At 73.5% G+C, this 26,495-nt stretch carries 23 protein-coding genes; 14 read left to right on the top strand and 9 right to left on the bottom strand.

What is annotated here, in order from left to right:
* Nucleotides 1-40: 40 nt before the first annotated feature.
* The 4 genes from ACWD6N_RS00450 to ACWD6N_RS00435 all read right to left on the bottom strand — a co-directional run bounded on the left by ACWD6N_RS00450 (nucleotide 41) and on the right by ACWD6N_RS00435 (nucleotide 3,499).
* Nucleotides 41-1,000, bottom strand: coding sequence for a GNAT family N-acetyltransferase (locus ACWD6N_RS00450; protein ID WP_354962641.1), 960 nt, complete (start codon nucleotides 998-1,000; stop codon nucleotides 41-43).
* Between the two features lie 45 nt (nucleotides 1,001-1,045).
* A complete protein-coding gene (locus ACWD6N_RS00445; RefSeq protein WP_354962640.1) occupies nucleotides 1,046-1,786 on the bottom strand; it encodes an SCO6745 family protein in 741 nt (246 codons plus the stop codon).
* 104 nt (nucleotides 1,787-1,890) lie between these two features.
* Nucleotides 1,891-2,865, bottom strand: coding sequence for a hypothetical protein (locus ACWD6N_RS00440; protein ID WP_354962639.1), 975 nt, complete (start codon nucleotides 2,863-2,865; stop codon nucleotides 1,891-1,893).
* Nucleotides 2,866-2,869: 4 nt separating this feature from the next.
* Nucleotides 2,870-3,499: an MBL fold metallo-hydrolase gene (locus ACWD6N_RS00435; protein WP_354962638.1), complete on the bottom strand. Its 630-nt coding sequence runs from the start codon at nucleotides 3,497-3,499 to the stop codon at nucleotides 2,870-2,872.
* A 93-nt stretch (nucleotides 3,500-3,592) separates the two neighbouring features.
* On the opposite strand from ACWD6N_RS00435, the gene ACWD6N_RS00430 reads away from it, so the two are divergent.
* On the top strand, nucleotides 3,593-4,555 hold the full coding sequence (locus ACWD6N_RS00430) for a DUF4349 domain-containing protein (RefSeq protein ID WP_354962938.1): 963 nt from the start codon (nucleotides 3,593-3,595) through the stop codon (nucleotides 4,553-4,555).
* Here the strand turns inward: ACWD6N_RS00430 and ACWD6N_RS00425 are convergent.
* Both ACWD6N_RS00425 and ACWD6N_RS00420 read right to left on the bottom strand, forming a co-directional pair.
* Nucleotides 4,512-5,771, bottom strand: a complete 1,260-nt coding sequence (locus ACWD6N_RS00425) for an amidohydrolase (RefSeq protein ID WP_354962637.1) — start codon at nucleotides 5,769-5,771, stop codon at nucleotides 4,512-4,514. The two genes, ACWD6N_RS00430 and ACWD6N_RS00425, sit on opposite strands and share 44 nt — an antisense overlap.
* Before the next feature lie 544 nt (nucleotides 5,772-6,315).
* On the bottom strand, nucleotides 6,316-7,899 hold the full coding sequence (locus tag ACWD6N_RS00420) for an acyl-CoA mutase large subunit family protein (protein WP_354962636.1): 1,584 nt from the start codon (nucleotides 7,897-7,899) through the stop codon (nucleotides 6,316-6,318).
* Between the two features lie 206 nt (nucleotides 7,900-8,105).
* Here ACWD6N_RS00420 and ACWD6N_RS00415 point away from each other — a divergent pair, with 206 nt between their 5' ends.
* Together ACWD6N_RS00415 and ACWD6N_RS00410 are read left to right on the top strand one after the other, a co-directional pair.
* Nucleotides 8,106-10,166 carry a serine/threonine-protein kinase gene (locus ACWD6N_RS00415; protein WP_354962635.1) on the top strand — a complete coding sequence of 687 codons (2,061 nt, stop codon included), beginning with the start codon at nucleotides 8,106-8,108 and terminating at the stop codon, nucleotides 10,164-10,166.
* A gap of 47 nt (nucleotides 10,167-10,213) precedes the next feature.
* A complete protein-coding gene (locus ACWD6N_RS00410) occupies nucleotides 10,214-11,881 on the top strand; it encodes a phospho-sugar mutase (protein ID WP_354962634.1) in 1,668 nt (555 codons plus the stop codon).
* Nucleotides 11,882-11,939: 58 nt separating this feature from the next.
* Here ACWD6N_RS00410 and ACWD6N_RS00405 read toward each other — a convergent pair whose 3' ends face one another.
* Together ACWD6N_RS00405 and upp are read right to left on the bottom strand one after the other, a co-directional pair.
* A complete protein-coding gene (locus ACWD6N_RS00405; protein ID WP_354962633.1) occupies nucleotides 11,940-12,617 on the bottom strand; it encodes a GOLPH3/VPS74 family protein in 678 nt (225 codons plus the stop codon).
* A gap of 75 nt (nucleotides 12,618-12,692) precedes the next feature.
* Nucleotides 12,693-13,325 carry a uracil phosphoribosyltransferase gene (gene upp / locus ACWD6N_RS00400; RefSeq protein WP_354962632.1) on the bottom strand — a complete coding sequence of 211 codons (633 nt, stop codon included), beginning with the start codon at nucleotides 13,323-13,325 and terminating at the stop codon, nucleotides 12,693-12,695.
* Nucleotides 13,326-13,461: 136 nt separating this feature from the next.
* Between upp and deoC the strand changes: the two genes are divergently transcribed.
* From deoC to ACWD6N_RS00350, 10 genes are all read left to right on the top strand, one after another.
* The gene (deoC, locus tag ACWD6N_RS00395) at nucleotides 13,462-14,421 is read left to right on the top strand and encodes a deoxyribose-phosphate aldolase (RefSeq protein WP_387323247.1); all 960 of its coding nucleotides are present in this window, start codon (nucleotides 13,462-13,464) and stop codon (nucleotides 14,419-14,421) included.
* A 4-nt stretch (nucleotides 14,422-14,425) separates the two neighbouring features.
* A complete protein-coding gene (locus ACWD6N_RS00390; protein ID WP_354962630.1) occupies nucleotides 14,426-15,856 on the top strand; it encodes an aldehyde dehydrogenase family protein in 1,431 nt (476 codons plus the stop codon).
* Complete coding sequence (locus ACWD6N_RS00385; RefSeq protein ID WP_354962629.1) at nucleotides 15,849-16,673, top strand: aldehyde dehydrogenase family protein; 825 nt, start codon at nucleotides 15,849-15,851, stop codon at nucleotides 16,671-16,673. The genes ACWD6N_RS00390 and ACWD6N_RS00385 overlap by 8 nt, the downstream gene beginning before the upstream one ends.
* A 250-nt stretch (nucleotides 16,674-16,923) precedes the next feature.
* The gene (locus ACWD6N_RS00380; protein WP_354962628.1) at nucleotides 16,924-17,385 is read left to right on the top strand and encodes a BlaI/MecI/CopY family transcriptional regulator; all 462 of its coding nucleotides are present in this window, start codon (nucleotides 16,924-16,926) and stop codon (nucleotides 17,383-17,385) included.
* A 10-nt stretch (nucleotides 17,386-17,395) separates the two neighbouring features.
* Nucleotides 17,396-18,301, top strand: a complete 906-nt coding sequence (locus tag ACWD6N_RS00375; RefSeq protein WP_387323244.1) for a M56 family metallopeptidase — start codon at nucleotides 17,396-17,398, stop codon at nucleotides 18,299-18,301.
* A gap of 183 nt (nucleotides 18,302-18,484) precedes the next feature.
* Nucleotides 18,485-19,735 carry a cytochrome ubiquinol oxidase subunit I gene (locus ACWD6N_RS00370; RefSeq protein WP_354962626.1) on the top strand — a complete coding sequence of 417 codons (1,251 nt, stop codon included), beginning with the start codon at nucleotides 18,485-18,487 and terminating at the stop codon, nucleotides 19,733-19,735.
* A gap of 10 nt (nucleotides 19,736-19,745) precedes the next feature.
* Complete coding sequence (locus ACWD6N_RS00365) at nucleotides 19,746-20,753, top strand: cytochrome d ubiquinol oxidase subunit II (RefSeq protein ID WP_354962625.1); 1,008 nt, start codon at nucleotides 19,746-19,748, stop codon at nucleotides 20,751-20,753.
* Nucleotides 20,750-22,426, top strand: a complete 1,677-nt coding sequence (gene cydD, locus ACWD6N_RS00360) for a thiol reductant ABC exporter subunit CydD (protein WP_387323241.1) — start codon at nucleotides 20,750-20,752, stop codon at nucleotides 22,424-22,426. Before ACWD6N_RS00365 ends, cydD begins: the two co-directional genes overlap by 4 nt.
* On the top strand, nucleotides 22,423-24,261 hold the full coding sequence (cydC, locus tag ACWD6N_RS00355) for a thiol reductant ABC exporter subunit CydC (RefSeq protein WP_354962623.1): 1,839 nt from the start codon (nucleotides 22,423-22,425) through the stop codon (nucleotides 24,259-24,261). The genes cydD and cydC overlap by 4 nt, the downstream gene beginning before the upstream one ends.
* Before the next feature lie 68 nt (nucleotides 24,262-24,329).
* Nucleotides 24,330-25,004, top strand: coding sequence for a permease prefix domain 1-containing protein (locus ACWD6N_RS00350; RefSeq protein ID WP_450004262.1), 675 nt, complete (start codon nucleotides 24,330-24,332; stop codon nucleotides 25,002-25,004).
* A 5-nt stretch (nucleotides 25,005-25,009) separates the two neighbouring features.
* On the opposite strand, the gene ACWD6N_RS00345 is transcribed toward ACWD6N_RS00350, so the two are convergent.
* Nucleotides 25,010-25,351, bottom strand: a complete 342-nt coding sequence (locus ACWD6N_RS00345; RefSeq protein WP_354962621.1) for a PadR family transcriptional regulator — start codon at nucleotides 25,349-25,351, stop codon at nucleotides 25,010-25,012.
* A 171-nt stretch (nucleotides 25,352-25,522) separates the two neighbouring features.
* Between ACWD6N_RS00345 and ACWD6N_RS00340 the strand changes: the two genes are divergently transcribed.
* Nucleotides 25,523-26,485, top strand: coding sequence for a DNA primase (locus tag ACWD6N_RS00340; protein WP_354962620.1), 963 nt, complete (start codon nucleotides 25,523-25,525; stop codon nucleotides 26,483-26,485).
* The last annotated feature ends 10 nt before the right edge of the window (nucleotides 26,486-26,495 follow it).

The following is a 26,495-nucleotide window of genomic DNA, read 5'->3' as shown; positions in this document are numbered from 1 at the left end:
GCCGGCCGGACCGTCCGTCGGGCTCGACCGGCGTCGTCAATCACACACCGGCAACCGGGACGAGCAGCTGGTACATGTCCGTCCACCGGGTCTCCCGCAGGCCCACGGTCCGGTAGAGCGACAGCGGGGCGGTCGGGTTTGTGAGGTCCACCCCCAGGCCGGCCGCCTGCCGGCCCTTCTCGGCGTAGCGGGCGAAGGCGCGGCGCAACAGCGCGGCGCCCACCCCCCGCCGGCGGTACGCGGGCAGCACCGCCAGGCTCCGCACGAAGCCCTCCTGCTGGTCGAGCGCCTGATCCGAGGACTGCAACGCGCCCGCCACCGCCCCGTCGACCTCGGCGACGAACCATTCGTCCCAGGCGGTCATGTCACCGATCCGGGCCCGCCACCGCTCGTACGACAGCGGCTCGTGGTCCGGGGTGTCGCGGAAGGCGGCGTCCTGGATGCGGTGGAACTCCCGGAGTTCGGCCTCGTCGTCGGAGCGGACCGGCCGCACCGTCATCCCGGGCGGCGGGGGCGGTTCGGCGGGCAGGTCGGCCAGCGGGCGGCGCATCCGGACGTATCTCTTGGCCAGGGTGAAGCCGACCGTCCGCAGGTCGCGTTCCCAGTCACGTTCCGGCGCGAAGACCGCGCAGCGGACGGTGAGTGCGGGCAGCCCCCGCTCGGCCGCCCGCTCGGCGACCCGGTCCAGTTGCCGGGCCAGCAGCGGCGCCCGGACCGCAGCGCCCCGCTCCGGATCGACGTAGACCTCGACGAACTCCCTGCCCACCCCGGTCGGGTTGTCGACGGTCGCCCAGCCCACCACGGTGTCGTCCGGGTCCAGTGCCAGCCAGGAGTCACGAGCCGGGTCGAAGAACGGGCCGGTCAGCGACTCGGCAACGTCCTCGGCGTCGAAGTCGGGATGACCGATGGCGAAGGTGTCGGCGGCGTGCACCACCGCGAGGATCGCCGGCACGTCGTCGAGGGTGGGCCGGCGCACGGTCCAGCCAGCAGGAAGGGTCACGGCAGGTGATCCTGACAGCCGAGGCCCGCGAGCGCCGCCGATTTTTCACCGGGCGGCGAGGTCGGCCCGGGTCTGGTGCAGCAGTTCCACCAGCTCGATGCCGTCGGCGGGGCCGAGCGCCGCGAACGCCGGTGCGGCCAGCCGGTCGGTGACGGCCTCCGCCCAGAGCCGCCGGCGCACCAGCGGCCCGACCGGCGGGTACGGCGGCGACCAGCCACAGGCGACCGCACCGGCCTCCCCCTCCGGCCCGGCCAGCACGGCCTCCAGCGGGGTCATCCCGGCGGCGCGTACCGCCAACAGGTAGGCGCCGGCGAAGTGTTCGCGGAGCAGCCGCAGCCCGGCGGCGCTCCGGGCGCCCGGGGAGAGATCCGGCAGTGGCATGGCCCGCCACGCGGCGAAGAGTGGCATGCCGCTGGCGTCCGCCGCCGCCACCGCCCGCTCGACCAGCCCGGCCAGGCGCTCGACGGTGGGCAGGGCGCCCAACCGCTGCGCCCCCCACCGGCAGCACTCGGCGAGGCTCGCGGCGGCGACCTCGGCCGGCCGGAGGACCCGGGCCGCCGCGTCCCAGCCGTCGGCGACCGCGTCCGGGGCGACGAAGCCGAGTGCCGCGGCCGCCGTCTCGGCCCGTACGTCGCCGAGAGCACCGGCCCGCCCGCTGATGTAGAAGGCCCAGCCGGAGATGCCGAGCAGCCGTGCCCGGCGCAGTGTGGTCGGGCACCGGCTGTATCGGTCGCCCAGGTCGAGCGCGACGGGCTTGCTGGCGGCGGCGACCTGCTCCGGTGTCATCCGGACGCCAACGTCGGGTGCCTCGACCCGCCGGCCACGGCGGCTTCCGGATCCGGGATCGCCGGCCCGGGACGGTCCGGCCACTCGTCGTCGTCCATCGATGGTCAGTCTGCCGGGCCACCGCCCGAGTCCGCATCCCCCTCTTCGGCCGCCAGCGCCTCGACCGCCGCCTCCACCTCGCCGGCGCGCCGCCGGGCCACGGTGACGGCCCGCTCGGCCGCACGCCGGGCCAGCTTGGCCCGGCTGAGGTCCTGCTCCGCCACCGCCCGCCGCCGCTCCAGCTCGGCCAGCTCGGTCTCTATCCCGTCGAGCACGGCGACGCCGTCCCGTTCCTGCCCGGTCGCCTCGGTCAACTCGGCCTCGGCCCGCTCCTGATCGGTCCGGGCCCTGGCCAGTTCCCGGTCCAGCGCCCGGCGCTGCCGCGCCCGCTCGGCCTGGGCCGCCCGCTGCGCCGCCCGCTCGGCGCGTTCCGCGGCCCGGTCGGTACGGGGGGCCGCCTCGGGACCCGTCCGCTGGGTGCCGGGTCGGCGGGCCGGGCGTTCCTCGGCCCGATCCTCCTCATCGCCGGTGACCAGCCGCAGCTGCGGGCGGGGCACCTCGCCGAAGCCGGCGTAGCTGGCCGATCGCAGCAGACGCCCGGACCGGACCTGCTCGGCGACCTCGGCGTCGGAGAGCGCCGCGTTCAGGGTCGCCTCCACCTCGGCCAACGGCAGCTTGCCGGCCGACGGCGCGTCCGGCTCCGCCGCGGCGAGCTTGCGGACCTCGGCGACCAGCGCGCCGACCACCGCCCGGCGTTGCGCGGACAGCTCCCGGAGCCGCGGCCCACGCAGCTCCCGCTGGGCGGCCCGCAGCGCGTCGGCGAGCTGGACCAGGTCGGCGACCAGCTCGGGACGGTCGATGGCGAGCAGGTTCACCAGCCAGGCGGCCACCGTGGGGCGGCGCAACCGGGCCAACTGCCGGGCCGTGGTCGGGTCGCCGGCGCGGCGGGCCTCGGCCACGGCGGCGTCCCGGGCGGCCACGAACCGCTCCGGTGGGGTGCGGTAGAGCTGCTGCACCAGCTCCGGGGAGGGGCCGGGCATGGCCTCAGACGTCCACCCGGCTACCGGGCTCCAGGCGCTGGTACTCGGTGCCGGACAGCGCCGAGTACTGACGGTCGAGCACGCCCAGCCCGGTGTCGTTGAGCAACCCGTCGTGCAACGCGTACGCGCGGCGCGGGGCGACCGCCCGGATGAAGTCGACCACCTCGGAGAACTTCGACCAGGGGGCGTGGATCGGCGCGAAGAGCGTGTCGACCGGCGTCTCCTCCGGCACCACCAGGGCGTCGCCCGGGTGGTAGACCACGTCGTTGATCAGGAACCCGAGGTTGTCCACCACCGGGATGTCCGGATGGATCACCGCGTGTCTCCCGCCGTAGGCGCGGACGGCCACCCCGGCGGCGGTGAAGGACTCACCGGCCGCGACCGGATGCAACGCCTCGGCCGTGTCGCCCAGGGTGCCGGCGAGCGAGGCGGGCCCGTGGATCGGAAACGGTCGCCGGTCGAGTTGCAGGCGCACCGCCGCCAGATCGAGGTGGTCGGGGTGTTCGTGGGTGATCAGCACCGCGTCCGCACCGTCCAACGCCGCAGGGTCGCTGAACACCCCGGGGTCGACGACGAGCACTCCCCCGTCGTGTTCCACCCGGATACAGGAGTGGGCGTACTTGGTGAGCCGCATCGTGACTCCTCGATTATCGAATCGTGACGTCCTCAGCGCAGTCTGCCGGAACCAGCCGACGAGCGCGCCGCGTCCGAGGTATCGCCACACCGGCTGACGACGATGGGAGCGGGGATGGACGGACGGGCGGGACGACGCCGCGGCGCACTGCTGGCGGCGACGGCGCTGGCGGCGGTGCTCGGGTTGACCGGGTGCGGTGCCGGCGACAGCGGTGCACGGGACACGGCGGGCGCGGCGGCCGAGGCACCGGCGGCGAACGGCGGCGCGGCGGACAAGGACAGCGCCGCCGGGGCGCCGGGGGCTGCCGGAGCCGGCGCTCCGGACCTGCGGGTGGACCAGCGGGCGATCATCTACACCGGAGCCATGCGGGTCCAGGTGGACGATGTGGACGGCGCCGCCCGCGAGGTCGCCGCCGCGGTCACCCGAGCGGGTGGCTTCATCGGCGGTGACCAGCGGCGCAGCGCCGAGGCCGACGCGGTCGCGGAGTTGCAGCTGCGGGTGCCGGCGGCGAAGTTCGCCGGCGTGGTGGAGGAGATCGCGCAGCTCGGCAAGCAGCAGAGCCGGGAGATCAGCACCCAGGACGTCACCGAGGAGACCGTCGACCTGGACGCCCGGATCACCAGTCAACGGGCCCGGGTCGACAGCGCACGCCGGCTCCTCGGCCGAGCCACCTCGATCACCGACCTGGTGTCGCTGGAGAACGAGCTGGGTCGCCGCGAGGCCGACCTGGCGTCGCTGGAGGCCAAGAAGCGGCGGCTGTCCGACCTGACCGCCCTCTCCACGATCACCGTGTCGCTGGCCGGGCCGGCTGCCAAGACCCCCGAGGAGAAGACCGAGACCGGCTTCCTGGTCGGGCTGAAGGGCGGCTGGAAGGCGTTCGTCGCCTCGCTGACCGTCCTGCTCACCGTGCTGGGCGCGCTGCTGCCCTGGCTGGTGGCGCTCGGCGTACCGCTGGCGGTGCTGCTGCTGGTGCTGCGCCGGCGGAAGAAGGAGCCGGCCCTGGTCGCTCCGGTCAGCGCACCGCCGCCAGTGCCCGCAGCGCGGTCTGCACCATGACGCGTACGCCGGCCGGGATGGCCCCCTCGTCGACGTCGAAGGACGCGCGGTGCAGGTCGACGTTGGGGCCGGAGCGGCCCACGCCGAGCCGGGCGAGGGCGCCGGGGACGTACTCCAGGTACCAGGAGAAGTCCTCGCCGCCCATGCTCTGCGGCGTCTCGGCGATGCCGTCCGGGCCGAGCGCGGCGGCGGTGGCGGCGGTCAGCACCTGGATCGCCCGCGCGTCGTTGCACACCGGTGGCCGGCCGCGCAGGTATTCCAGATCGACGGTCGCACCGGTCGGCGCGATCACGTCCCGGACGACCTGAGCCACGATCTTGGGAGCCTGTTCCCAGGTGTCGCGGTCCATCACCCGCAGGGTGCCGGAGGCGGACGCCTCGGAGGGGATGACGTTGTAGCGGGTGCCGGCCGAGGCGTGGCCGAAGACCAGCAGCAGCCCGCTGTTGGCCGGCACCCGGCGGCTGACCAGGGCGGGCACCTCGGTGATCAGCCGGCCGAGCGCGTCCACCAGGTCGACGGTCAGGTGCGGGCGGGCGGTGTGCCCGCCCGGGCCGCTGAGCCGGACGGTGACGTTGTCGGCGGCCGCGGTGATCGGACCGACCCGCAGGCCGACCTGACCCACCGGCAGGTTCGGGTCGCAGTGCAGCGCGAAGATCTGCGCCACGTCGTCCAGGCCGCCGGCCTCGATGACCTCCAGCGAGCCGCAGGGCAGGATCTCCTCGGCCGGCTGGAAGATGAGCCGGACCCGGCCGTCCAGCTCGCCGAGGTCGGCGAGCTGGGCCAGCAGCATGCCGACGCCGAGCAGGATCGTGGTGTGCACGTCGTGCCCGCAGGCGTGGCAGACGCCCTGCACCGTGGACCGGTAGGGCACGTCCTTGGGGTCGTCCAGCGGCAGTGCGTCGATGTCGGCGCGCAGCGCGATGACCGGGCCGTCCGGGCGGCCGTTGACGTCGCAGATCACGCCGTTGCCCTTGGGCAGCAGTCGCGGCTTCAACCCGGCCAGTGAGAGCTCCCTGGCGATCAGTGCGGCCGTCTCGAACTCGGTGCCGGAGAGCTCTGGGTGCGAGTGGATGTGACGGCGGGTAGCGATCAGCCCGGGTACCCGGAGCGCGAGGAGGTGGTCCAGGTCGCGGGGCAGGGGCTGGGACCCGGGCGGCAGCTCCGGCCAGGACGACGCCAGCTGGCTGCCGGTGGGCAGCGTCAACGCACTCGTCACGTCGAATTCTCGATCACTAGAGATGGATGGATCATCGGGAACAGCAGACAGCCTAGACCTCCGGCGGTGACGCTGCGCAACCTCGTTACGGTGATGATCAGACCGCACAGCGTCACGTATGCCCTGCTGAGGGCGCTCGGAGATGCGCGGGACAGCAGGTAGATCGCGGTCGAACGCCGTCATCTCCCCCTCACCTCCTACAACGCGTAACCGATGTCGGCGGTCACGAATCCGGCGCCACTCGCGGGCCCACGTTGCGAATTGTCGCATTAGTCGGGGTGATGAACTGACACTCCGACAATAAGCCGACCACGCTCCGCAGCGAGCCGGAAAAGACGCTCACACGCGCCGGCCCGCCATGACCGCACACGGTGTGCGTCCCCGATCACCCGGTCGGGGTACCCCCAAACCTGATGGACACACCCCGGACGCCGTCGGGGGCCACGCCGCCCTCGGCCCGGCCGGTGGAGGATCCGCTTCCGACTGTAGCTCTGCCAGGACCGAATAAACCCGCCCTGACCTGCGAGAACGGCCGGTCAGCCGATCAGAACCGATCGGTGGGCCGGTACAGACCCCACGCCTCGCGCAGCGTCCCGCAGACCTCACCCACCGTGGCGCGGGCCCGCAGCGCCTCCCTCATCGGGTACAGCACGTTCTCCGTGCCGTCGGCGGCGGCCCGCAGCTCGGCCAGGGCCCGCGCCACCGCGTCGGAGTCCCGCTCGGCGCGCAGCCGGGCCAGCCGGTCAGCTTGGGCCGCCTCGATCGTCGGGTCGACCCGCAGCGGCTCGTACGGCTCCTCCTCGTCGACCGCGAACCGGTTGAGACCCACCACCACCCGGTCACCCGAGTCGATCTCCTGGGCGATCCGGTACGCGGACTGCTCGATCTCGCGCTTCTGGAACCCGGCCTCAATCGCGTCCACCGCCGAGCCGTGGTCGGCCACCCGCTCCATCAGCTCGACGGCCGCGGCCTCGATCTCGTCGGTCATCGCCTCCACCACGTACGAGCCGGCGAACGGGTCGACGGTAGCGGTCAGGTCGGTCTCGTACGCCAACACCTGCTGGGTACGCAGCGCCAGCCGGGCGGCCTTCTCGGTGGGCAGCGCGATCGCCTCGTCGAAGCTGTTGGTGTGCAGCGACTGGGTGCCGCCGAGCACCGCACCGAGCCCCTGCACCGCGACCCGGACCAGGTTCACCTCCGGCTGCTGGGCGGTGAGCTGCACGCCGGCGGTCTGGGTGTGGAAGCGCAGCATCATCGACTTCGGGTCCTTGGCGCCGAATTCGTCACGCATCAGCCGGGCCCAGATCTTGCGGGCCGCGCGGAACTTCGCCACCTCCTCCAGCAGCGTCGTGCGGGCCACGAAGAAGAACGACAGCCGGGGCGCGAAGTCGTCCACCGCGAGCCCGGCGGCCAGCGCCGCCCGGACGTACTCCACACCGTTGGCCAGGGTGAACGCGATCTCCTGCGCGGGCGTCGCACCAGCCTCGGCCATGTGGTAGCCGGAGATGGAGATGGTGTTCCACTTCGGCACCTCCTTGCGGCAGTACGCGAACGTGTCGGCCACCAGGCGCAGCGAGGGCTTGGGCGGGAAGATGTACGTCCCCCGGGCGATGTACTCCTTGAGGATGTCGTTCTGGATGGTGCCGTTGAGCGCCGAGCCGGGCACCCCGTTCTCCTCGGCGACGAGCTGGTAGAGCAGCAGCAGCACGGATCCGGGAGCGTTGATGGTCATCGACGTGGACACCTTGTCCAGCGGGATGTCGGCGAAGAGCAGCCGCATGTCCTCGATGGAGTCGATGGCCACGCCCACCTTGCCGACCTCGCCGTGCGCGATCGGCTCGTCCGAGTCGTAGCCCATCTGGGTCGGCAGGTCGAAGGCGACGGAGAGGCCCATCGTGCCGGCCCGCAACAGTTGGTGGTATCGCGCGTTGGACTCGGTGGCGGTGCCGAAGCCGGCGTACTGGCGCATGGTCCACGGACGGGAGGTGTACATCGTGGGGTAGACCCCCCGGGTGTACGGGAACTCGCCCGGGGCGCCCTGCCGGGAGTCGAGGTCCTCCGGAAGGTCGGCCGCCGTGTAGACGCCCTTGATCGGGAAACCGGACTCGCTTGACCGCCGTTCACTCATCCCCGGATGGTAGGACGCCCGCGCGTGTCGTCGGGTGAGGGATACCGCACAGTGCGTCCCGACCCGTCGACAGGAGGTGAACGACAGGGCACGTTCCGTCGACTTCGATAAACGCCCGACGCGTCGGCTTTCGCATCGGGCGTCGGAACCAGCAAGATAGGGGGGTTGTGTCCCAGCCCCCCTCGATTTCCCCCGGTGGCTTTTCTGTGACTCAGATCCCGACGTGGAGCGGCGGACAGCTAAGTCCCGCCAACGGACGAGCAGCGCCCGGCACCACCATTGGTGGCCGGTACTCGCTGCGGTCCTCGGTGGGCAACGGCGGCATGGGTACGGTGTGGCGCGCCACAGACACACTGCTGCGCCGCGACGTGGCGGTGAAGGAGGTCGTCCTGCCCCCGGGGCTGGCCCCCAGCGACCGCGACGCCATGTACGAGCGCACGCTGCGCGAGGCCCGCGCCGCCGCCGCCATCCAGCACCCCGCGGTGGTGCAGGTGTACGACGTGGTCACCGAGGCCGGCCGGCCCTGGATCGTGATGGAGCTGCTGGACGCCCGCAGCCTCGCCGACATGGTGATCGAGGACGGGCCGGTCGCGCCCCGCGCGGTCGCCAAGATCGGCATCGCGCTGCTCGGCGCGCTGGAGGTCGCGCACGCGATCGGCGTACTGCACCGCGACGTCAAACCGGCCAACGTGCTCATCTGCACCGACGGGCGCTGCGTGCTGACCGACTTCGGGGTCGCCCGGATGCCCACCGACGTGCAGCTCACCACCCCCGGCATGGTGCTCGGCTCGCCGCACTTCATTTCGCCCGAGCGGGCCATGGGTCAGGAGTTCGGCCCGCCGAGCGACCTGTTCTCGCTGGGCGTGACGCTCTACACGGCCGTCGAGGGGCGGCCTCCGTTCGACAAGGGTGACCCGATCGAGACCATGCACGCCGTGGTCGAGGACCCACCCGCCCCACCGCAGCGCAGTGGCCCCCTGACCCGGGTGCTGATGGGCCTGCTGGAGAAGGACCCGGCCCGGCGGCTGGACGTGCACACGTCCCGGGCCATGCTGCGCGAGCTGCTCGCCGGCCCGCTGGGCAGCACCGCCACCGCCGTGCACTCGGTGACCGACCCGTACGCCGTGGTCCCGGTGCAGCAGCGCCCGGCGCCCGTCGCCCCGCCGGCCCGGCCCGAGCCGAAGCCGGACAACCAGATCGGCGGCCGGGCGATGCTCGCCCCGGACGAGTCCCTGACCGACCGCCTGGCGTCGCTGCGCCGGGGCGAACGCCCGCAGCCCGGCGACGCGGGCGGCACCACGGGGCTCGACGAGACCAGCGCCGACGCGCTGGCCGGCCCACTGCACACGCCCACCGGCGCGATGTCCGTCTCCGGCCGACCCACCACCGGGCGCACCTACGGCGGCGCCGCGGACGCCACCCAGCGGGTGGACGCCGGCGGGCACCCGGACGCCACCCAGCGGGTCAGCTACGGCAACCGGCCCGACGCCACCCAGCAGGTCGGCTACGGCGGTGCGCCGGAGGCCACCCAACACATCGGCGGCACCTACGGTGGCGGCAACCAGTGGTCGGTGCCGGGCACCGGGCAGCCCTGGGCCACGCCTGCGACGGCGGGCGGCGGCGCTCTGGGCAAGATCCGCGCCACCGGTGGTCAGCTGGTCACCACGGTCAAGGGCTGGCCGCGCAAGGTGCAGCTCGCCGCGGCCGGCGGGCTGGCCGTGGTGCTGCTGCTCAGCATCGTGGCGCTGTCCAGTGGCGGCGACGAGACCCCGCCGAGCACCCCGCAGGCACAGCCCACCGCGTCCGCCCCGACCGGTGCCGGGGTGGAGATGCAGGAGCACTCCGCCCGGGGCATCCAGGTGTTGGTCCCGAAGGGCTGGAAGAAGGCCACCGGCGGCTCGTACACCGACTACATCGACCCGGAGGACAGCGGCCGCAAGGTCCGCATCATCACCGAGAAGTGGTCGAGCAGCTCCACCCGGTGGGCGGAGACGGCCGAGAACGGCCTCAAGACCAGGAGCAAGTCCTGCGTCAAGCCGTACAGCCAGGTCGCCTCGCAAGAGACCGAGCTGGCCAGCCAGCCGGCCGCCGAGTTCGAGTACACCTGCGGTGAGGGCGACGCCAAACGGCACGGCATCTGGCGTGGCGTGGCGCAGGACGGCAAGGCGTTCTCGTTCTACCTCACCTCGACGGACGTCAAGTTCGCCGAGAGCAAGGCGATCTTCGACGAGATGGTGCGGACGTTCCAGCTCACCGGGGACAGCTGAGCGGGAGGGAACCGACAGCGGTGATCGCCGCCGTGCTATCAAGAGGCATGGCGGCGGACACCACTGACATCGACGACATTCGCGAGCAAGCCCGGCGCTGGCTCGCCGACGACCCCGACCCGGCCAGCCGGGACGAGCTGACGGCGGTGCTGGACAGGCTGCCGACGAGCGCCCCCGAGCTGGCGGACCGGTTCGCCGGGCCGTTGACCTTCGGCACCGCGGGCCTGCGCGGCCCGCTGCGCGCCGGCCCGAACGGCATGAACCTCGCCGTCGTCACCCAGGCCGCCGCCGGTCTGGTCGGCTGGCTCGCCGCCCAGGGCGGCACCGGCCCCCTGGTGATCGGGTACGACGCCCGGCACGGCTCCCGCCAGTTCGCCGAGCGGACCGCCCAGGTGGCCACCGGGGCCGGTCGGCCGGCGTTGCTGCTGCCCCGCCCGCTGCCCACCCCGGTGCTGGCCTACGCGGTGCGTCGGCTCGGCGCGGTGGCCGGAGTGATGGTCACGGCCAGCCACAACCCGCCGCAGGACAACGGCTACAAGGTCTACCTCGGTGCGGAGCTGGGCGGGGAGCTCGGCGCCGGAGCGCAGATCGTGCCACCGGCCGACGCCGGCATCGAGGCCGCCATCCGGGCGGTCGGCCCGCTGACCGAGGTGCCGCTGGGCCGCCCCGGTGAGGTGCTGGGTGACGACCTGGTCGCCTCGTACGTCGAGCGGGCCACCGCGGTGATCGCGCCGGACGGGTCGCGGGACCTGACGGTGGCGTACACGCCGCTGCACGGGGTGGGTGCCGCGGTGCTCACCGCCGCCTTCGCCCGGGCCGGCTTCCCGGTGCCCGGGGTAGTACCCGGGCAGGCCGAGCCGGACCCGGAGTTCCCGACCGTGTCGTTCCCCAACCCAGAGGAGCCGGGGGCGGTGGACCTGCTGATCGCGCTGGCCGACTCCACCGGCGCGGACCTCGCCATCGCCAACGACCCGGACGCGGACCGCTGCGCGGTGGTGGTCCGCGACGGCGACACGGGCTGGCGGATGCTGCGCGGCGACGAGGTGGGCGCGCTGCTCGCCGACCACCTGATGCGCCGCGGGGTGACCGGGCTCTACGCCACCACCATCGTCTCGTCGTCACTGCTACGGGCGATGTGCGCGGCCCGGGGCCTGCCCTACGACGAGACGCTGACCGGCTTCAAGTGGATCGTCCGGGCGGGCGGCGGGAGCGCGCCGCTGGTCTACGGCTACGAGGAGGCGCTCGGCTACTGCGTCGCCCCGGACCACGTCCGGGACAAGGACGGCATCACCGCCGCGCTGACCGTCGCCGAGCTGGCCGCCGGCCTCAAGGCGCAGGGCCGCACGCTGACCGACCGGCTGGACGAGCTGGCCGCCGAGTTCGGCGTGCACCACACCGACCAGCTCTCCGTCCGGGTGGACGACCTGCGGGAGATCGCCGACGCGATGGCCCGGATCCGGGCGGCCACCCCGACCACGCTGCTCGGGCACCCGGTCGACAGCACCCGGGATCTGCTCCCCGAGGCGGACGTGGTGATCCTGCGCACCGGGGCCGCCCGGGTGGTGATCCGCCCGTCCGGGACCGAGCCGAAGCTCAAGGCGTACCTGGAGGTGGTGGAGCTGGTGCCCGACGGCGACGTCGGAGCCGCCCGCGCCCGCGCCGCCGCAGCGATCGCGCAGCTCCGCACGGAAATCGCCACCGCCCTCGGCGTGTAGTGCAAGGAAGGGCCCCTTATTACCGCCTCGTGTAGAGGAAGGGGCCCTTCCTAACAGGTCAGTGGCGTTTGCCGAGGGCCTGGTCGACGGCCTTCGCCAGCGCGGCGACGACCAGGCCGACCGAGGGGCGGACCACCGAGTCGTCGATGCTCACCTCTCCGGAGAACCCGGCGCCGGTGGCGATCTCCTCCAGCCGGCGGCGGGCGTCGGCGGCAGTCTCGCCGCTCACCCCGAGCGCGGATTCCATCCGCAGCACCACGACGAGGGTGGCCAGCGCTGCGGTCCGCTCGTCCGGCGCTGCCGTGCCGGTCAGCGCCTCGGCCAGCCGCTGCCGGGTGTCCGCCTCCACCGAGGTGTCCACCACCGGGTAGCGGTGCACGTGGATGAAGCCCAGTTCGGTCTCGTCGATGTCCCGGACCACACCCTGCTGGCACAGGTCACCGAGGATCCGGTCGCGCAGGCCGTGCCGCAGGCGCTGCACCCACGACGCCGGGGTGTGCGGGGTGTCGGCGGCGATCCGGCCGAGCACCTCGTCGGCGACCGGCTCGCCGGTGGGCGTCGGGTCGACCACCGTCAGGGAACCGTCCGCGTACGCGATCCGGCCGGCCAGGGCCAGCTCGACCAGCACCGCGGCGGCCATGCCCAGGTCCAGGCTGATCCGCGGCATGGTCGCCTTGCCGGTCGTGTCGTCGTAGGCGAGGAGCAGCAGTTCCTCGGCGAGCGCAACACCAGTCATGGCCGGAGACGGTAGCGGGTCCGCGCACCACCGCGCGCGGACCCGCCGGACCCGGGCACCGACCGGGGTGACGACTCAGAACCGGGGCATGCCGCCGAACTGGCGGTCGCCGGCGTCGCCGAGGCCGGGAACGATGAACATCCGCTCGTTGAGGCCCTCGTCGATCGAGGCGGTGACCAGGCGCAACGGCAGGCCGGAGCGCTCCAGGCGCTCGATGCCGGCCGGTGCGGCGAGCACGCAGAGCACGGTGATGTCGGTGCAGCCCCGGTCGGCCAGCAGCCGGCAGCCGTGTTCCAGCGAACCACCGGTGGCCAGCATCGGGTCGAGCACCAGCACCGGCAGGCCGGCCAGTTCCCGAGGCAGCGACTCCATGTACGCGCGCGGCTCGTACGTCTCCTCGTCCCGGGCCAGGCCGACGAAGCCCATCGAGGACTCGGGCAGCAGGCCGAGTGCGGCGTCCGCCATGCCCAGGCCGGCCCGCAGCACCGGCACCAGCAGCGGCGGGTTGGCCAGCCGGGTGCCTTCGGTGCCGGTGATCGGCGTCTGCACCGGGTACCGCTCGACGGGGAAGGAGCGTGCCGCCTCGTACACCAGCATGGTGGTCAGTTCGTGCAGCGCCGCCCGGAACGTCGAGGAATCGGTGCGCGCGTCCCGCATGGCGGTCAGCCGTGACTGTGCCAGCGGGTGGTCAATGACGTGTACATCCACGATCGCTCAACCTACCGGTCCGTCGCGTGGGACGGTGCGGGTGCGGTCGGACCAGCGACGCCGCTCACGCCGGACCGGTCACAGCGGGACCGCGTGAGCAAGATCACACAGCGGTCCGGTGCGTAGACTTCGGGGCATGACGGCGACAACGACGTCGGCCCGGTCGGAGCTCTCCGAGCTGGGACGATCCGAGACCGCTCTGCGGACCTTCCTGCACGGCCTTCCCGGCGTGGACCAGGTCGGCGCGGAGCAGCGGGCGGCGCAGCTCGGCACCCGCTCCATCAAGACCACCGCCAAGGCACAGGCGATCGACCTGGCGATCCGGATGGTGGACCTGACCACCCTCGAAGGGGCGGACACCCCGGGCAAGGTGCGCGCGCTGGCCGCGAAGGCCGTTCGCCCGGACCCGGCCGACCCGTCCTGCCCGCACGTCGGCGCCGTCTGCGTCTACCCCGCGATGGTCCCGTACGTGGCGGAGGTGCTGCGCGGCAGCGGCGTGCACCTGGCCAGCGTGGCGACCGCCTTCCCGTCGGGCCAGGTGGCGCTGGAGATCAAGCTCGCCGACACCCGGGCCGCCGTCGCGGCCGGCGCCGACGAGATCGACATGGTGATCAACCGGAGCGCGTTCCTGGCCGGCCGCTACAAGGAGGTCTACGACGAGATCGTGGCCACCAAGGAAGCCTCCGGGGACGCCCACCTCAAGGTGATCCTGGAGACCGGCGAGCTGGCCACCTACGACAACGTGCGCCGGGCCTCCTGGCTGGCGATGTTGGCCGGCGGCGACTTCATCAAGACCTCCACCGGCAAGGTCCCGGTCGCCGCGACGCTGCCGGTGAGCCTGGTGATGCTGGAGGCGGTCCGCGACTTCCGGGCCGCCACCGGGCGGCAGGTCGGCGTGAAGCCGGCCGGCGGCATCAAGACCACCAAGGACGCGATCAAGTACCTGGTGATGGTCAACGAGACCGTCGGCGCGGACTGGCTCGACCCGGACTGGTTCCGCTTCGGCGCGTCCAGCCTGCTCAACGACCTGCTGATGCAGCGCACCAAGCTGACGACCGGCACCTACTCCGGTCCCGACTACTTCACCCTGGACTGAGCCGATGTTCGAGTACGCACCCGCCCCCGAGTCCCGCTCGGTGGTGGACCTCAAACCCACCTACGGGCTGTTCATCGACGGCACGTTCGTCGACCCGACCGATGGCGGCAGCTTCAAGTCGATCAACCCCGCCTCGGAGGAGGTGCTGGCCGAGATCGCTGAGGCCGGCGCGCAGGACGTGGAGCGCGCGGTGCGCGCCGCCCGGAAGGCGTACGAGAAGGTCTGGGGTCCGATGCCGGGCCGGGACCGGGCCAAGTACCTGTTCCGGATCGCCCGGCTCATCCAGGAGCGGTCCCGCGAGCTGGCCGTGCTGGAGTCGCTGGACAACGGCAAGCCGATCAAGGAGGCGCGCGACGTCGACCTGCCGCTGGTCGCCGCGCACTTCTTCTACTACGCGGGCTGGGCCGACAAGCTGGAGCACGCGGGCTTCGGCGCCGACCCGAAGCCCATCGGGGTCGCCGCGCAGGTCATCCCGTGGAACTTCCCGCTGCTGATGCTGGCCTGGAAGATCGCCCCCGCCCTCGCGGCGGGCAACACGGTGGTGCTGAAGCCGGCCGAGACCACCCCGCTGACCGCGCTGCTCTTCGCCGAGATCTGCCAGCAGGCCGAGCTGCCGGCCGGCGTGGTCAACATCATCACCGGGGCCGGCGACACCGGCCGGGCACTGGTCGAGCACCCCGGCGTGGACAAGGTCGCCTTCACCGGCTCCACCGACGTCGGACGGGCCATCGCCCGGTCCGTCGCCGGCACCCGCAAGAAGCTCACGCTGGAGCTCGGCGGCAAGGCCGCCAACATCGTCTTCGACGACGCACCGATCGACCAGGCGGTCGAGGGGATCGTCAACGGCATCTTCTTCAACCAGGGGCACGTCTGCTGCGCCGGCTCCCGCCTGCTGGTCCAGGAGAACGTGGCCGACCGGGTGCTGGAGTCCCTGAAGCGGCGGATGGCCCAGCTTCGGGTCGGCGACCCGCTGGACAAGAACACCGACATCGGCGCGATCAACTCCGCCGCCCAGTTGGAGCGGATCCGCGAGCTGTCCGACGCCGGCTCGGCCGAGGGCGCCGAACGCTGGTCGCCACCGTGCGAACTGCCCGACCGCGGCTTCTGGTTCGCGCCGACCATCTTCACCGGCGTCACCCAGGCGCACCGCATCGCCCGCGAGGAGATCTTCGGCCCGGTGCTGTCGGTGCTCACCTTCCGCACCCCGGCCGAGGCCGTGGAGAAGGCCAACAACACGCCGTACGGGCTCTCGGCGGGAATCTGGACCGACAAGGGTTCCCGGATCCTATGGACGGCCGACCGGCTGCGCGCCGGGGTCGTCTGGGCCAACACGTTCAACAAGTTCGACCCCACCTCGCCGTTCGGCGGCTACAAGGAGTCGGGCTACGGTCGCGAGGGCGGCCGGCACGGGCTGGAGGGGTACCTCAATGTCTGAGCGGGTCGCGGTACGCAAGACGTACAAGCTCTTCATCGGCGGGAAGTTCCCGCGCAGCGAGTCGGGACGGTCGTATCTCGTGCAGTCCTCGAATGTGTCACTGGCCTCCCGCAAGGACGCCCGGGACGCGGTGGTCGCCGCCCGCGCCGCCGTGAAGGGCTGGGCCGGAGCGACCGCGTACAACCGGGGTCAGATCCTCTACCGGGCCGCCGAGATGCTGGAGGGCCGCCGCGAGCAGTTCGTCGCCCTCGGCGTGCCGGGCGACGAGGTGGACGCCGCGGTGGACCGCTGGGTCTGGTACGCGGGCTGGGCCGACAAGCTCGCCCAGGTGCACGGCGGGGCAAACCCGGTCGCCGGGCCGTACTTCAACATCTCCGCGCCCGAGCCGACCGGCGTGGTCGCGGTCGTCGCACCGGAGCGCCCGGCGCTGCTCGGCCTGGTCAGCGTGATCGCCCCGGCGATCGTCACCGGCAACACGGTGGTGGTGGCGGCCTCCCCGACCGAGCCGCTGGCGGCGGTGACGCTGGCCGAGGTGCTGGCCACCTCCGACCTGCCCGGCGGGGTGGTGAACATCCTCACCGGCCGGATCACCGAGACCGCGCCGACGCTGGCCGCGCACATGGACGTCAACGCGATCGACCTCAGCGGGGTGACCGACGCCGATCTGGCGGCCGACCTGGAGGTCAAGGCGGCGGAGAACCTGAAGCGGGTGCTCCGTCCGGCCCCGGCCGACCACGACTGGTCCGCCGACCCCGGCGTCGCGCGGATGACCAACCTGTTGGAGACGAAGACGGTGTGGCACCCCAAGGGGGTGTGATTGTTCGGGTCCCGGCCGTGGGGTTTCGGGGGGAGCCCACCCGCTCCGGGCGGTCAGGCTTGATCCCTCCGCGGGCGGGCTCCCCCCGAAACCCTGACGTGGGCCGGGTCCGCCCGGGTGTCTCGTCTTGCCGGCCGGCGCCCTGGGTTGGGTCACCGGCCAGCGACTCGCCGGCGGGATGGGGGCGGGGGTGAGGGCCGTCGGGTGGGCTTGTGGGGTGGGGGTCTACTACCGGGGGTAGGATTGGGGCGTGACTCGGTTGGGCGATCTTGAGCGTGCGGTTATGGACGTGCTGTGGGACGTGGTCCCGGGCACGTCGGATGGGGTGACCGTGCGCGAGGTGGCCGACGCGCTCGACGGCCGCGAGCTGGCGTACACCACGGTGATGACCGTGCTGGACCGGCTCGCCGGCAAGGGGATGGTGCAGCGGGAGCGAGAGGGCCGGGCCTGGCGCTACCGGCCGGCGGCCAGCCGTGAGGCGCACATCGCCCAGCTCATGCTCGACGCGCTCGACCTCGGCGGCAGCCGCGACGCCGCGCTGGTGCGCTTCGCCCGCTCGGTGACCGGCACCGAGGCCGAGGTGCTGCGCGCGGCCCTGGGCAGCGAGGCCGGGCTGACCGGGCCGGGCACGGCCGAGGCCGGCGCCGAGTTGACCGACCGCGTGGACGGGCCGGCGGGCCGACGGCCGGCCGGCGAGGCAGCGGAGCGGTAGGGCGCGCGCCATGGCCTACGCCGCGCACTTCGCCGCCACCATGCTGGCCTGCTATCTGACCGCTCAGGTGCTGGCCAGCTCCACCTGGACGTGGCGCAGCCCTCGGGTGGCGATCGTGTGCTGGCAGGCGGTCGGGTTGGCGCTGGGCCTCTCGGCGATGGGCCTGCCGATGGCGCTCGGGGTGACCGCCTACGACCTGCCGACCGGGAGCGCACTGTTCGCCCTGGCCACCGACCTCGCCCACGGCACGCTGCCGGTCGGGGTGACCGCCTTCCACCTGGCCGGTGTGGGGGTTGGCTTCGGCATCGGCGCGGTGCTGGTCACCACGACCGTGCGCAGCATCCACGGCACGTTGCGCGCCCAGCGTCGGCACCGGGACCTGCTCACCCTGGTCGCCCGGAACGACCCGGCCGCGCCCGGCGCGCTTGTGCTGGACCATCCGAGCGCGGCCGCGTACTGCCTGCCGGGGGTGAAGCCGCAGGTGGTGGTCAGCGCGGGCACGCTGAGCCTGCTGGACCGGGCCGAGCTCGCCGCGGTGCTCAGCCACGAGCGCGCGCACGCCAACGAGCGGCACGACCTGGTGCTGTTGCCCTTCACCGCGCTCTGCCGCGCGTTGCCGTGGTTCCGTTGGGTCCGGGACGCGCACGAGCGGGTCGCCCTGCTGGTCGAGATGCGAGCCGACGACAAGGCGCGCGAGCTGCACGCCGAGGCGCCGCTGGCGGGCGCGCTGCGTCGGTTCGCCGCCGCGGGTCACCGGATCACCCCGGCCGGCGCGCTGGGCATGGGCGACCGCGACCTGGACGTACGCGTACAGCGGTTGCTGGTCAGCGACCGGCCGCCGCGGGTGCTGGGCGCCACCGCTCTCGCGGTCGCCACCATGCTGGTCGCCCTCCCGATCACCCTCTTCCTGAGCTGACCCGCGCTGGCCCGCCGAGTTCGGCGCGCGCTCCTGATCCCACGTCCAGGCTGAGGAGCAGGCTCCCCACAATTACTACGTCTTGTCGTAGAATTGTCTACGACAAGACGTAGTAATCAACGTGTAGCCAAGCTACGTGTAGGGTGGCTACGACAAGGCAGCCAACGCTTTGGAGAGCCGGTCATGGACACCCTGCTCCTCGCCCGTCTGCAGTTCGCCACCACCACGTCGATCCACTTCCTGTTCGTGGTCGTCACGCTCGGGCTGGTCACCCTGCTGGTCGGGATGCAGACCGCGTGGGTGCTCACGGGCAACCCGAAGTGGGAGCGGCTCACCCGATACTGGGGCCAGCTCTACGTGATCAACTACGTGCTCGGCATCGCCACCGGCATCGTGATGGAGTTCCAGTTCGGGCTGAACTGGAGCGGCCTGTCGCGCTACGTCGGCAACGTCTTCGGCGCGCCGCTGGCCATCGAGACGCTGGTGGCGTTCTTCCTGGAGTCCACGTTCCTCGGGATGTGGATCTTCGGCTGGCACCGGCTCCGCAAGGGCGTCCACCTCGCGCTGCTGTGGGGCGTGGCGCTCACCGCGTACGCCTCGGCGTTCTGGATCATGGTGGCGAACTCCTGGCTGCAGCACCCCGTCGGGTACGAGGTGCGCGACGGCATCGCCCACCTCACCGACTTCGGCGCGCTGCTCACCAATCCCAGCCTCGGCATGGCGTTCGGGCACGTGGTCTCGGCCGCGCTGCTGGTCGGCGGGATGCTGATGGCGGCCGTCAGCGCCTGGCACCTGATCCGGCGTACCCCCGACTTCGCGATCTTCCGCACCTCGCTGCGGATCGGCCTGGTCACCTCGGCGCTGGCGATCACGCTGGTGCAGGGCTTCGGTTTCGCCCAGTTCGGCCCGGTGGGCGCGGTGCAGCCGACCAAGTTCGGCCAGGGCCCGGAAGCCCAGGCGCTGATCACCGAGTGGACGGCGCGGTTCGGCCCCGGCGACTACACCCCGCCCGTGCTGGCCAACGTCGGGCTGGGCTTCATGATCCTGATCGGCTTCACGCTCGGCTGCGTCTGGCTGCTGCTCCCCCTGCTCTTCCGGGACTGGATCATCCGGCTGCGCTTCCCGCTCTGGCTGGTCCTGCTGGCCCTGCCGCTGCCGTTCGTGGCGGTGATCCTCGGCTGGATCGCCCGGGAGGTCGGCCGCCAGCCCTGGGTGGCGTACGGCCTGCTCCCCACCGAGCAGGCGGTCTCCCCCGTCGGCGCACCGGTGATGCTCGCCTCGCTGATCGGGTTCAGCCTGCTGCTGGGCACCCTCGCCGTCACCAACTGGGTGCTGCTCGCCCGGCACGCGGCGCGCGGCGCGGGTGACCCGCCGCTCGGCCGCCCGCCGGCACCGGCGAACGAACCGGCTCACCCCGAACCCGCCCTGGCCTGAGGAGATCACCGTGGACCTCGCCTGGTACGCCCTGCTCGGCCTCTTCTTCGGCGCCTACCTGGTGCTCGCCGGCTACGACTACGGCGTCGGGCTGCTGCTCGCGCGCCGCGGTGGCCCGGCCGGACGACGGGCCGCGCTCACCGCGCTCGGCCCGTTCTTCCTCGGCAACGAGGTCTGGCTGGTGGCCGCCGTGGGCATCCTCTTCGGAGCCTTTCCGGTGCTGGAGGGCGAGCTGCTCTCCGGGTGCTACCCGGCGGTCGCCGGCGCGCTGGCCGGTGTGGTCCTGGTGACCGCCGGAGTGCAACTGCGCAGCCGGCCGACCGACGAGCGGATCCGGGCCCGCTGGGACCGGGTGGTGGTGGTCGGCAGCGTGCTCGCCGCCCTGGGCTGGGGCGTGCTGCTGGCCGCGCTGCTGCAGGGCGTGCCCCGCGCGGCCGACGGGCACGTCGTCGGGGTGTCGCATCTGGCCACCCCGTTCGCGGCCGCCGCCGGGCTGGCCATGGTCGCCCTGGTCGCGGTGCACGGTGCGACCTTCCTCACCCTGCGGCTGCCGGCCGCCGACGCCGACGCGGTCGGCCGGTCGGCCCGCCGGCTGGTGCCGGTGGCGCTCACCGCGGTCGCCCTGGCCACCGTCCTGGGGCTGCTCTCCACCCGGGTACACGACGCCGTCCAGCGGCCGGCGGTGGCCGTACTGCTGCCGCTGCTGCTGGCGGCGGCGCTGCTGCTGGCCCGCGCGGCGCTGGCCCGACGGCGGCCGGGATGGGCCCTGGTCGCCACCGGCGCGGCTCTGGCACTGCCGGTGGCGCTGGTCGGTGCGGCCCTCTGGCCCTACGTGCTGGTGTCCTCGGCGGACCCGGGCACCTCGCTGACGGTGGCCGACGCCGCCGCCAGCGCGCCGACGCTGCGGCTACTCGGCTGGGTGGCGCTGCCGCTGCTGCCGGCCCTACTAGGCTTCCAGGCGATGTGTTGGTGGGTTTTCCGGGGACGGACCGACGGCAGGGCACCGGTGTACTGGTGAACCGCCGTCCCTTCGACCCGCGTCTGCTGCGCCGGGTCCCCGCGGCCCGGCGCGATCTCGCCGTGCTCGTTCTGCTCGGCGTGCTCGCCGCCGGGTTGATCGTGGCGCAGGCCACCGCGCTGGCAGCGGTGCTGGCCACCGCCGTCGACGGCCGCCTGGACCGGCCCGCGCTGGCCGCCTTCGCGGTGGCGGTCGCCGCCCGTTCGGCGCTGGTCTGGGCGCAGGGCACGGTCTCAGCGCGGGTCGCCGCCACCGTCAAGGCCGCACTGCGGGCCGACCTGCTCGGCGCTGTGGGCCGGCACGGGCCGGGTTGGGTTGCCGGGCAACGGGCCGGCCAGCTCGCCACGCTGACCGGGCGCGGGCTGGACGCGCTGGACGCGTACTTCACCGGGTACCTGCCCCAGCTGGTGCTCAGCGTGACGGTGCCGGTGGCGGTGCTGGCCCGGGTCGTCTTCGCCGACTGGGGCTCCGCGGTGATCATCGCACTGACCCTGCCGCTGATCCCGGTCTTCGGCGCGCTGCTAGGCTGGCAGGCGCAGGCCGCCACGGAGCGGCAGTGGCGCCGGCTCTCCCTGCTGGGCGGGCACTTCCTGGACATGGTCGCCGGGCTGCCCACGCTTCGCGCGTTCGGCCGGGCCCGGGCGCAGACCGAGGTGGTCCGCCGGATGGCCGACGGGCATCGGGTCGCCACCATGAAGACACTGCGGATCGCGTTCCTCTCCGCGCTGGTGCTGGAGCTGGTCGCCACCCTCTCCGTGGCCCTGGTCGCGGTGCCGGTCGGCATCCGGCTGCTCGGCGGCGGGCTGGCCCTGCAGACCGCGCTGCTGGTGCTGCTGCTCACCCCGGAGGCGTACCTGCCGCTGCGGGCCGCCGGCAGCCGCTTCCACGCCAGCATGGAGGGGCTAACCGCGCTGGACGAGGCGCTCACCATCTCCGCCGCGCCCGCCGCACCCCGGGCCGCCGAGGGCGCGGCCACCCCGGACGGGCGGGGCGAGATCCGCTTCGAGTCGGTGACCGTGGCGTACGAGCGGACCACCGCGCTGCGCGACGTGACGCTGACCGTCCGACCCGGTCAGCGGATCGCCATCATCGGGCCCAGCGGCGCCGGCAAGAGCACCCTGCTCGGTCTGCTGCTCGGCTTCGTGACCCCGACCAGCGGCCGGGTCACCGTGGACGGGGTCGACCTCGCCGACGCCGACCCGGACGCCTGGCGCCGCCAGCTCGCCTGGGTGCCGCAGCGCGCCCACCTCTTCGCCGCCTCGCTGGCCGACAACATCCGGCTCGGCGCACCGGACACCCCGCCCGACGCGCTCGCCACCGCGGTGCACGACGCGGCCCTGGACGACGTGGTGGCCGGCCTGCCGGAGGGGCTGGAGACGCTGCTCGGCGAGCGCGGGCACGGCCTCTCCAGCGGGCAGCGGCAACGGGTGGCCCTGGCCCGCGCGTTCCTCAGGGACGCCCCGGTGGTGGTGCTCGACGAGCCCACCGCCCGACTCGACACCGCGGCCGAGGCGGTGGTGCTCGACGCCACCCGCCGGCTGGTCGCCGGGCGGACCGCGCTGCTGGTCGCGCATCGGCCGGCACTGCTGGCCGACGCCGACCGGATCCTGCGGATCGAGGATGGCCGGGTCACCGAGCTGACGCCCGAGCCGACCGGGAAGGTGGCCCGATGAACGCGGCACCCGAGCCGCTGGCCGGCGGGCCGGGCCCACTGGAAGCGGCGGTCGACGCCGCCCCGACCGGGCGGTCGACCGCCGAGCGGACGGTCCTGCGCCTGGCCCGGCCGTACCTGGGCCGGCTGGTGGGCGCGGGCCTGCTCGCCGCGGCCACCGAGTTCGCCGGGCTCGCCCTGATGGCGACCGCCACCTGGCTGTTGATGAGCGCCGCCGGCCGGCCACCGCTGGACCGGCTCACCGTGGCGATCGTGGCGGTCCGGGCGCTGGCGATCAGCCGGGGCGTGTTCCGCTACACCGAACGGCTCGCCGGGCACGACGCGGTCCTCCGCATGATCACCGACGTCCGGGCCCGGGTCTTCGCCACCCTCGCCGCCCGCCGCACCGCCGCGCACCGCTCGGGGGACGTGCTGAGCCGGCTGGTCTCCGACGTCGAGGCGGTGCAGGACCTTCTGCTGCGGGTGCTGGTGCCGGGATCGGCGGCGGCACTGGTCGGGCTGCTGGCGGTGGCCGGGGCGGCGCTGATCTCGCCGCCGGCCGCCGGTGTGCTCGCCGCCGGGCTGCTCATCGCCGGGGTGGCGTTGCCCGCACTGGCCACCGCGGTCACCCGGCGCAACGCGGCGGAGGTGGCCCCGCTGCGCGGCGCGCTGGCCACCGACGCGATCGACCTCACCCACGGTGCCGCCGACCTGGCCGCGTTCGGCGCGACCGGCGCTGCCCTGCACGCCGCCGAGCAGCGGGCCGGCCGACTGGCCCGGCTGGAACGCCGCCTGGCCGCCACCGGGTTCGCCGTCGACGCGGCCGGGGTGCTGGTCGCCGGGCTGACCGCCGCCGCGGTGGTGCTGGCCGCGCTGGCCGCGGACGTGCCGGGGGTGCTGGTCGGCGTACTGGCCGTCGGCACCCTGGCGGCCGTCGAGGTGGCGCTGGCCCTGGTCTCGGCGGCCCGGCAGTGGACCCAGCTGCGGCCCGGCCTGACCCGGGTGGCCGCCCTGCTCGACGCGGACCTGCCGACTCCCCGGCACGCCGCCGTGGAGCCCAGCGCGAATGGCATCGGCGGCCCGGACCGAGGCGGCGCGCACGAGCTGCGCTTCGCCGAGGTGACCGTGCGGTACCGGGCCGGTGCCGCGCCCGCGCTCGACCGGGTGAGCCTGGACCTGCCCGCCGGGCGGCGGATCGCGGTGGTCGGCCCGAGCGGAGCCGGCAAGAGCACCCTGGCCGCCGTGCTGACCGGCGCGGTCCGGCCCACGTCCGGCCGGGTCACGCTGGACGGTCGCGACGTCTCGACGTACGCCGAGGAGGAGCTGCCCCGCGCGGTCGGTGGGCTGCTCGCCGAGGCGTACGTCTTCCACGCCACGGTGCGGGAGAACCTGCTGCTCGGCCGTGCCGGGGCCAGCGACGACGAGTTGGTGGCGGCGACCGCCGCCGCCGGCCTGCTGGAGTGGGTGCACGCCCAGCCGGCGGGATGGGACACCCTGGTCGGCGAGGAGGGCGGTCAGCTCTCCGGCGGCCAGCGGCAACGGCTCGCGCTCGCCCGGGCCCTGCTCGCCGCGCCGCCGGTGCTGGTGCTCGACGAGCCCACCGAGGGGCTGGACCCGACCGCCGCGGACGCCGTGCTCGCCTCCGCCCTCGCCGCCACCCCCGCCGGGCACTCGGTACTCCTGATCAGTCACCGGCTCAGCGGGCTGGCCGAGCTGGACGAGATCGTCGTCCTCGATGGCGGCCGGGTGATCCAGCGCGGTCGGCACGCCGAGTTGGTCACCGCCCCCGGCTGGTACCGGGACCAGTGGCTGCTCCAGGCGGCGGCCGAACGCGGGTACCTGGCTCTCACCCCCTGACCGGGCTCGGGGACGGACCAGGGTTCTCCCGGACGTCGGCGCGCCGGCGTCCGTGGCAGGGTGGTGCCATGCCGCGCTGTGAGGACGTGTTGGTGGAGGAGCACCTGCGGGAGCTTGCTGCCCGGTTGCAGGGGCCGGCCCGACTGAAGTCCGACCTGCTCACCGAGGCCCGGCACGGTCTGCTGGACGCCGTCGAGGCGTACCGCGAGGACGGCGTGCCGCCCACGGAGGCGCAGCGGCGTGCGGTGGCCGAGTTCGGCTCACCGGCGCAGCTGCTTCCCTCCTGGCAGGCCGAGCTGGCGGTCGGCGCGCTGCGCGGGCTCTCCCTGCGGATGCTGACGGTGGCCGGAGTGTCGGTGGTGGCCGGCGACCTGACGTGGCGCGGGGCGAGCTGGAGCGACGGTCCGCACCCGCCGGCCGTCTACCGGTTGCTCGCCGCCTCGGTCGACTGGATCTGGATCGGCTCGCTGCTGCTCGCGGTGGCTGGCCTGCTGGTGGTGGTGGCGAGCGCCCGGTCCGCCCGGCCGGGCCTGGCCGTCGCGCAGCGCGCGGTGGGCGCCGGCCTGACCGGCACCCTGGTCCTCGGCATGCTGGCCGTCACCGCCCTCTTCGCATGGTCGATCGGGCTCTGGGACGCGGCGCTGAGCTGGCCACCGATGTTCATCGGGGCGGTGCTGGTCGGCGGAGCCTACTTCTCGCTCGTCCGCGCGGCGCGCGGCTGGCTGCTCGCCACCACCCGCTGAGCGGCTCAGGCCGGGGTGCCGGGTGGGCTGCCGGGGTCGAGGAATCGTCCGACCGTCACGCGGAACTCGTGCCAACCAGCGCGCTCACCGGCCAGCGCCCGCCGACCGGAGTCGGTGAGCTGGTACGTCCGTCGCTCCCGACCGTTGACCGTGCTCCAGGTGCTCGCGACGTGCCCGGCGCGCTCCAGCCGGCGCAGCGCGGGATAGATGGTGCCGGTGGGCAGGTCGAGGCTGCCGTCGCTGCGCGCCCGCAGCGCCTCGATGATGGCGTACCCGTGCAGCGCGCCCTGTTCGAGCACGGCGAGCAGCAGTGCGTCGAGGTGGCCGTGCAACTCCTGGGCCTTCATACGTAGCTACGCTACTTGTCGAATCGCCGGTACGCCACCGGTGGCCACCCGCGATGACCCGCGGGCCCGAACCGGTGCGCCAGCCGGTCATCGGGGTGCGGGCACCGGCCGCCCAGGACCGCCGACTAGGGTATGTGCCCAGAGTCACTCGCCGGTCGAAGACGTCGGCGGGTGGGCAACCCGAAGCACACGGAGGTCAGCGTGGCCCGCCAGTCGCCCCAACGGCCCGACGCCGACGAGCCCGAGCTCGACGACACCACCGGCCCGGCCGAGCCAGATCAGGCCGACGAGGCCGAGGAGATTGGCCTCGCGTCGACGTCGGACGACCGGTCGCTCTGGGACGAGCTGCGGATCGACCCGGTCGAGATCGCCCTGCCCGCCGGCTCCGGTTTCACGCTGCGGGCCTACCGGCCGGCGGGGGCGCTGACCCCCACCGACGTGACCGAGCGCGACCAGGACGACCCGTTCCTCGCCCGCCGTCAGGTGATCGAGGAGGACGAGGACGACGAGACCGTCGTCATCCTCGACGAGGAGTTGGCCGAGGAGTTGGCCGAGAGCGACGAGGACGAGGCGTCGCGCCGTCGCCGTGACGCCGACACGGACGCCGACGAGGCCGACGACGAGAACGCCACGGACGAGGCGGACGACGAGGAGGTGCCGGTCTTCCTCAGCCACCGGGGCAAGCTGCTGCTGTTCAAGACCCCCGAGTCGTTGGTCAGTTTCATCCGGTCCGGCGCGCCAAATGATCTGTCCCAACTGGACAGCTGGAATGAATTGTCCGAACGGGTGGAGCCGGCCGACATCGCGTCGCTCGACGAGGACAGCTACGAGCTCGACCTCGTCGTGGAGAACCTGCGCGGCGGGCACGACGCCTGGGATTCGGCCCTGCTGATCAAGGCCGGCGAGGTCGCACGTGACCTGTCGTACGCGTTGCGGCTGCCTGCGGTGCTGGACATGCTCTCCGCCGCCTCCAGCCTCGACGACCTGGACGAGGCGCTGCGGGCGACCGCCAACGGCGGGATCGGCGGTTTCATGGGCCGACGGCGGTTGAAGAAAATCGGGGCACAAACCGCAAGTTTGGGTTGGCGCACCATTGTCGGCAAGATCTCTGCGGTCGTGGACTGGCGCGACTGACCCGTACCGG

Source organism: Micromonospora sp. NPDC005163 (genome assembly GCF_053599835.1).
This window is presented reverse-complemented; position numbering and strand designations above follow the sequence as displayed.

Bases quoted from the DNA above. Each gene is read 5' to 3' on its own strand.
- ACWD6N_RS00445 (WP_354962640.1), bottom strand. From the start codon at position 1,786: ATGACACCGGAGCAGGTCGCCGCCGCCAGCAAGCCCGTCGCGCTCGAC.
- ACWD6N_RS00440 (WP_354962639.1), bottom strand. From the start codon at position 2,865: ATGCCCGGCCCCTCCCCGGAGCTGGTGCAGCAGCTCTACCGCACCCCA.
- ACWD6N_RS00435 (WP_354962638.1), bottom strand. From the start codon at position 3,499: ATGCGGCTCACCAAGTACGCCCACTCCTGTATCCGGGTGGAACACGAC.
- ACWD6N_RS00420 (WP_354962636.1), bottom strand. From the start codon at position 7,899: ATGAGTGAACGGCGGTCAAGCGAGTCCGGTTTCCCGATCAAGGGCGTC.
- ACWD6N_RS00410 (WP_354962634.1), top strand. From the start codon at position 10,214: ATGGCGGCGGACACCACTGACATCGACGACATTCGCGAGCAAGCCCGG.
- ACWD6N_RS00405 (WP_354962633.1), bottom strand. From the start codon at position 12,617: ATGACTGGTGTTGCGCTCGCCGAGGAACTGCTGCTCCTCGCCTACGAC.
- deoC (WP_387323247.1), top strand. From the start codon at position 13,462: ATGACGGCGACAACGACGTCGGCCCGGTCGGAGCTCTCCGAGCTGGGA.
- ACWD6N_RS00390 (WP_354962630.1), top strand. From the start codon at position 14,426: ATGTTCGAGTACGCACCCGCCCCCGAGTCCCGCTCGGTGGTGGACCTC.
- ACWD6N_RS00385 (WP_354962629.1), top strand. From the start codon at position 15,849: ATGTCTGAGCGGGTCGCGGTACGCAAGACGTACAAGCTCTTCATCGGC.
- ACWD6N_RS00375 (WP_387323244.1), top strand. From the start codon at position 17,396: ATGGCCTACGCCGCGCACTTCGCCGCCACCATGCTGGCCTGCTATCTG.
- ACWD6N_RS00370 (WP_354962626.1), top strand. From the start codon at position 18,485: ATGGACACCCTGCTCCTCGCCCGTCTGCAGTTCGCCACCACCACGTCG.
- cydC (WP_354962623.1), top strand. From the start codon at position 22,423: ATGAACGCGGCACCCGAGCCGCTGGCCGGCGGGCCGGGCCCACTGGAA.
- ACWD6N_RS00350 (WP_450004262.1), top strand. From the start codon at position 24,330: ATGCCGCGCTGTGAGGACGTGTTGGTGGAGGAGCACCTGCGGGAGCTT.
- ACWD6N_RS00345 (WP_354962621.1), bottom strand. From the start codon at position 25,351: ATGAAGGCCCAGGAGTTGCACGGCCACCTCGACGCACTGCTGCTCGCC.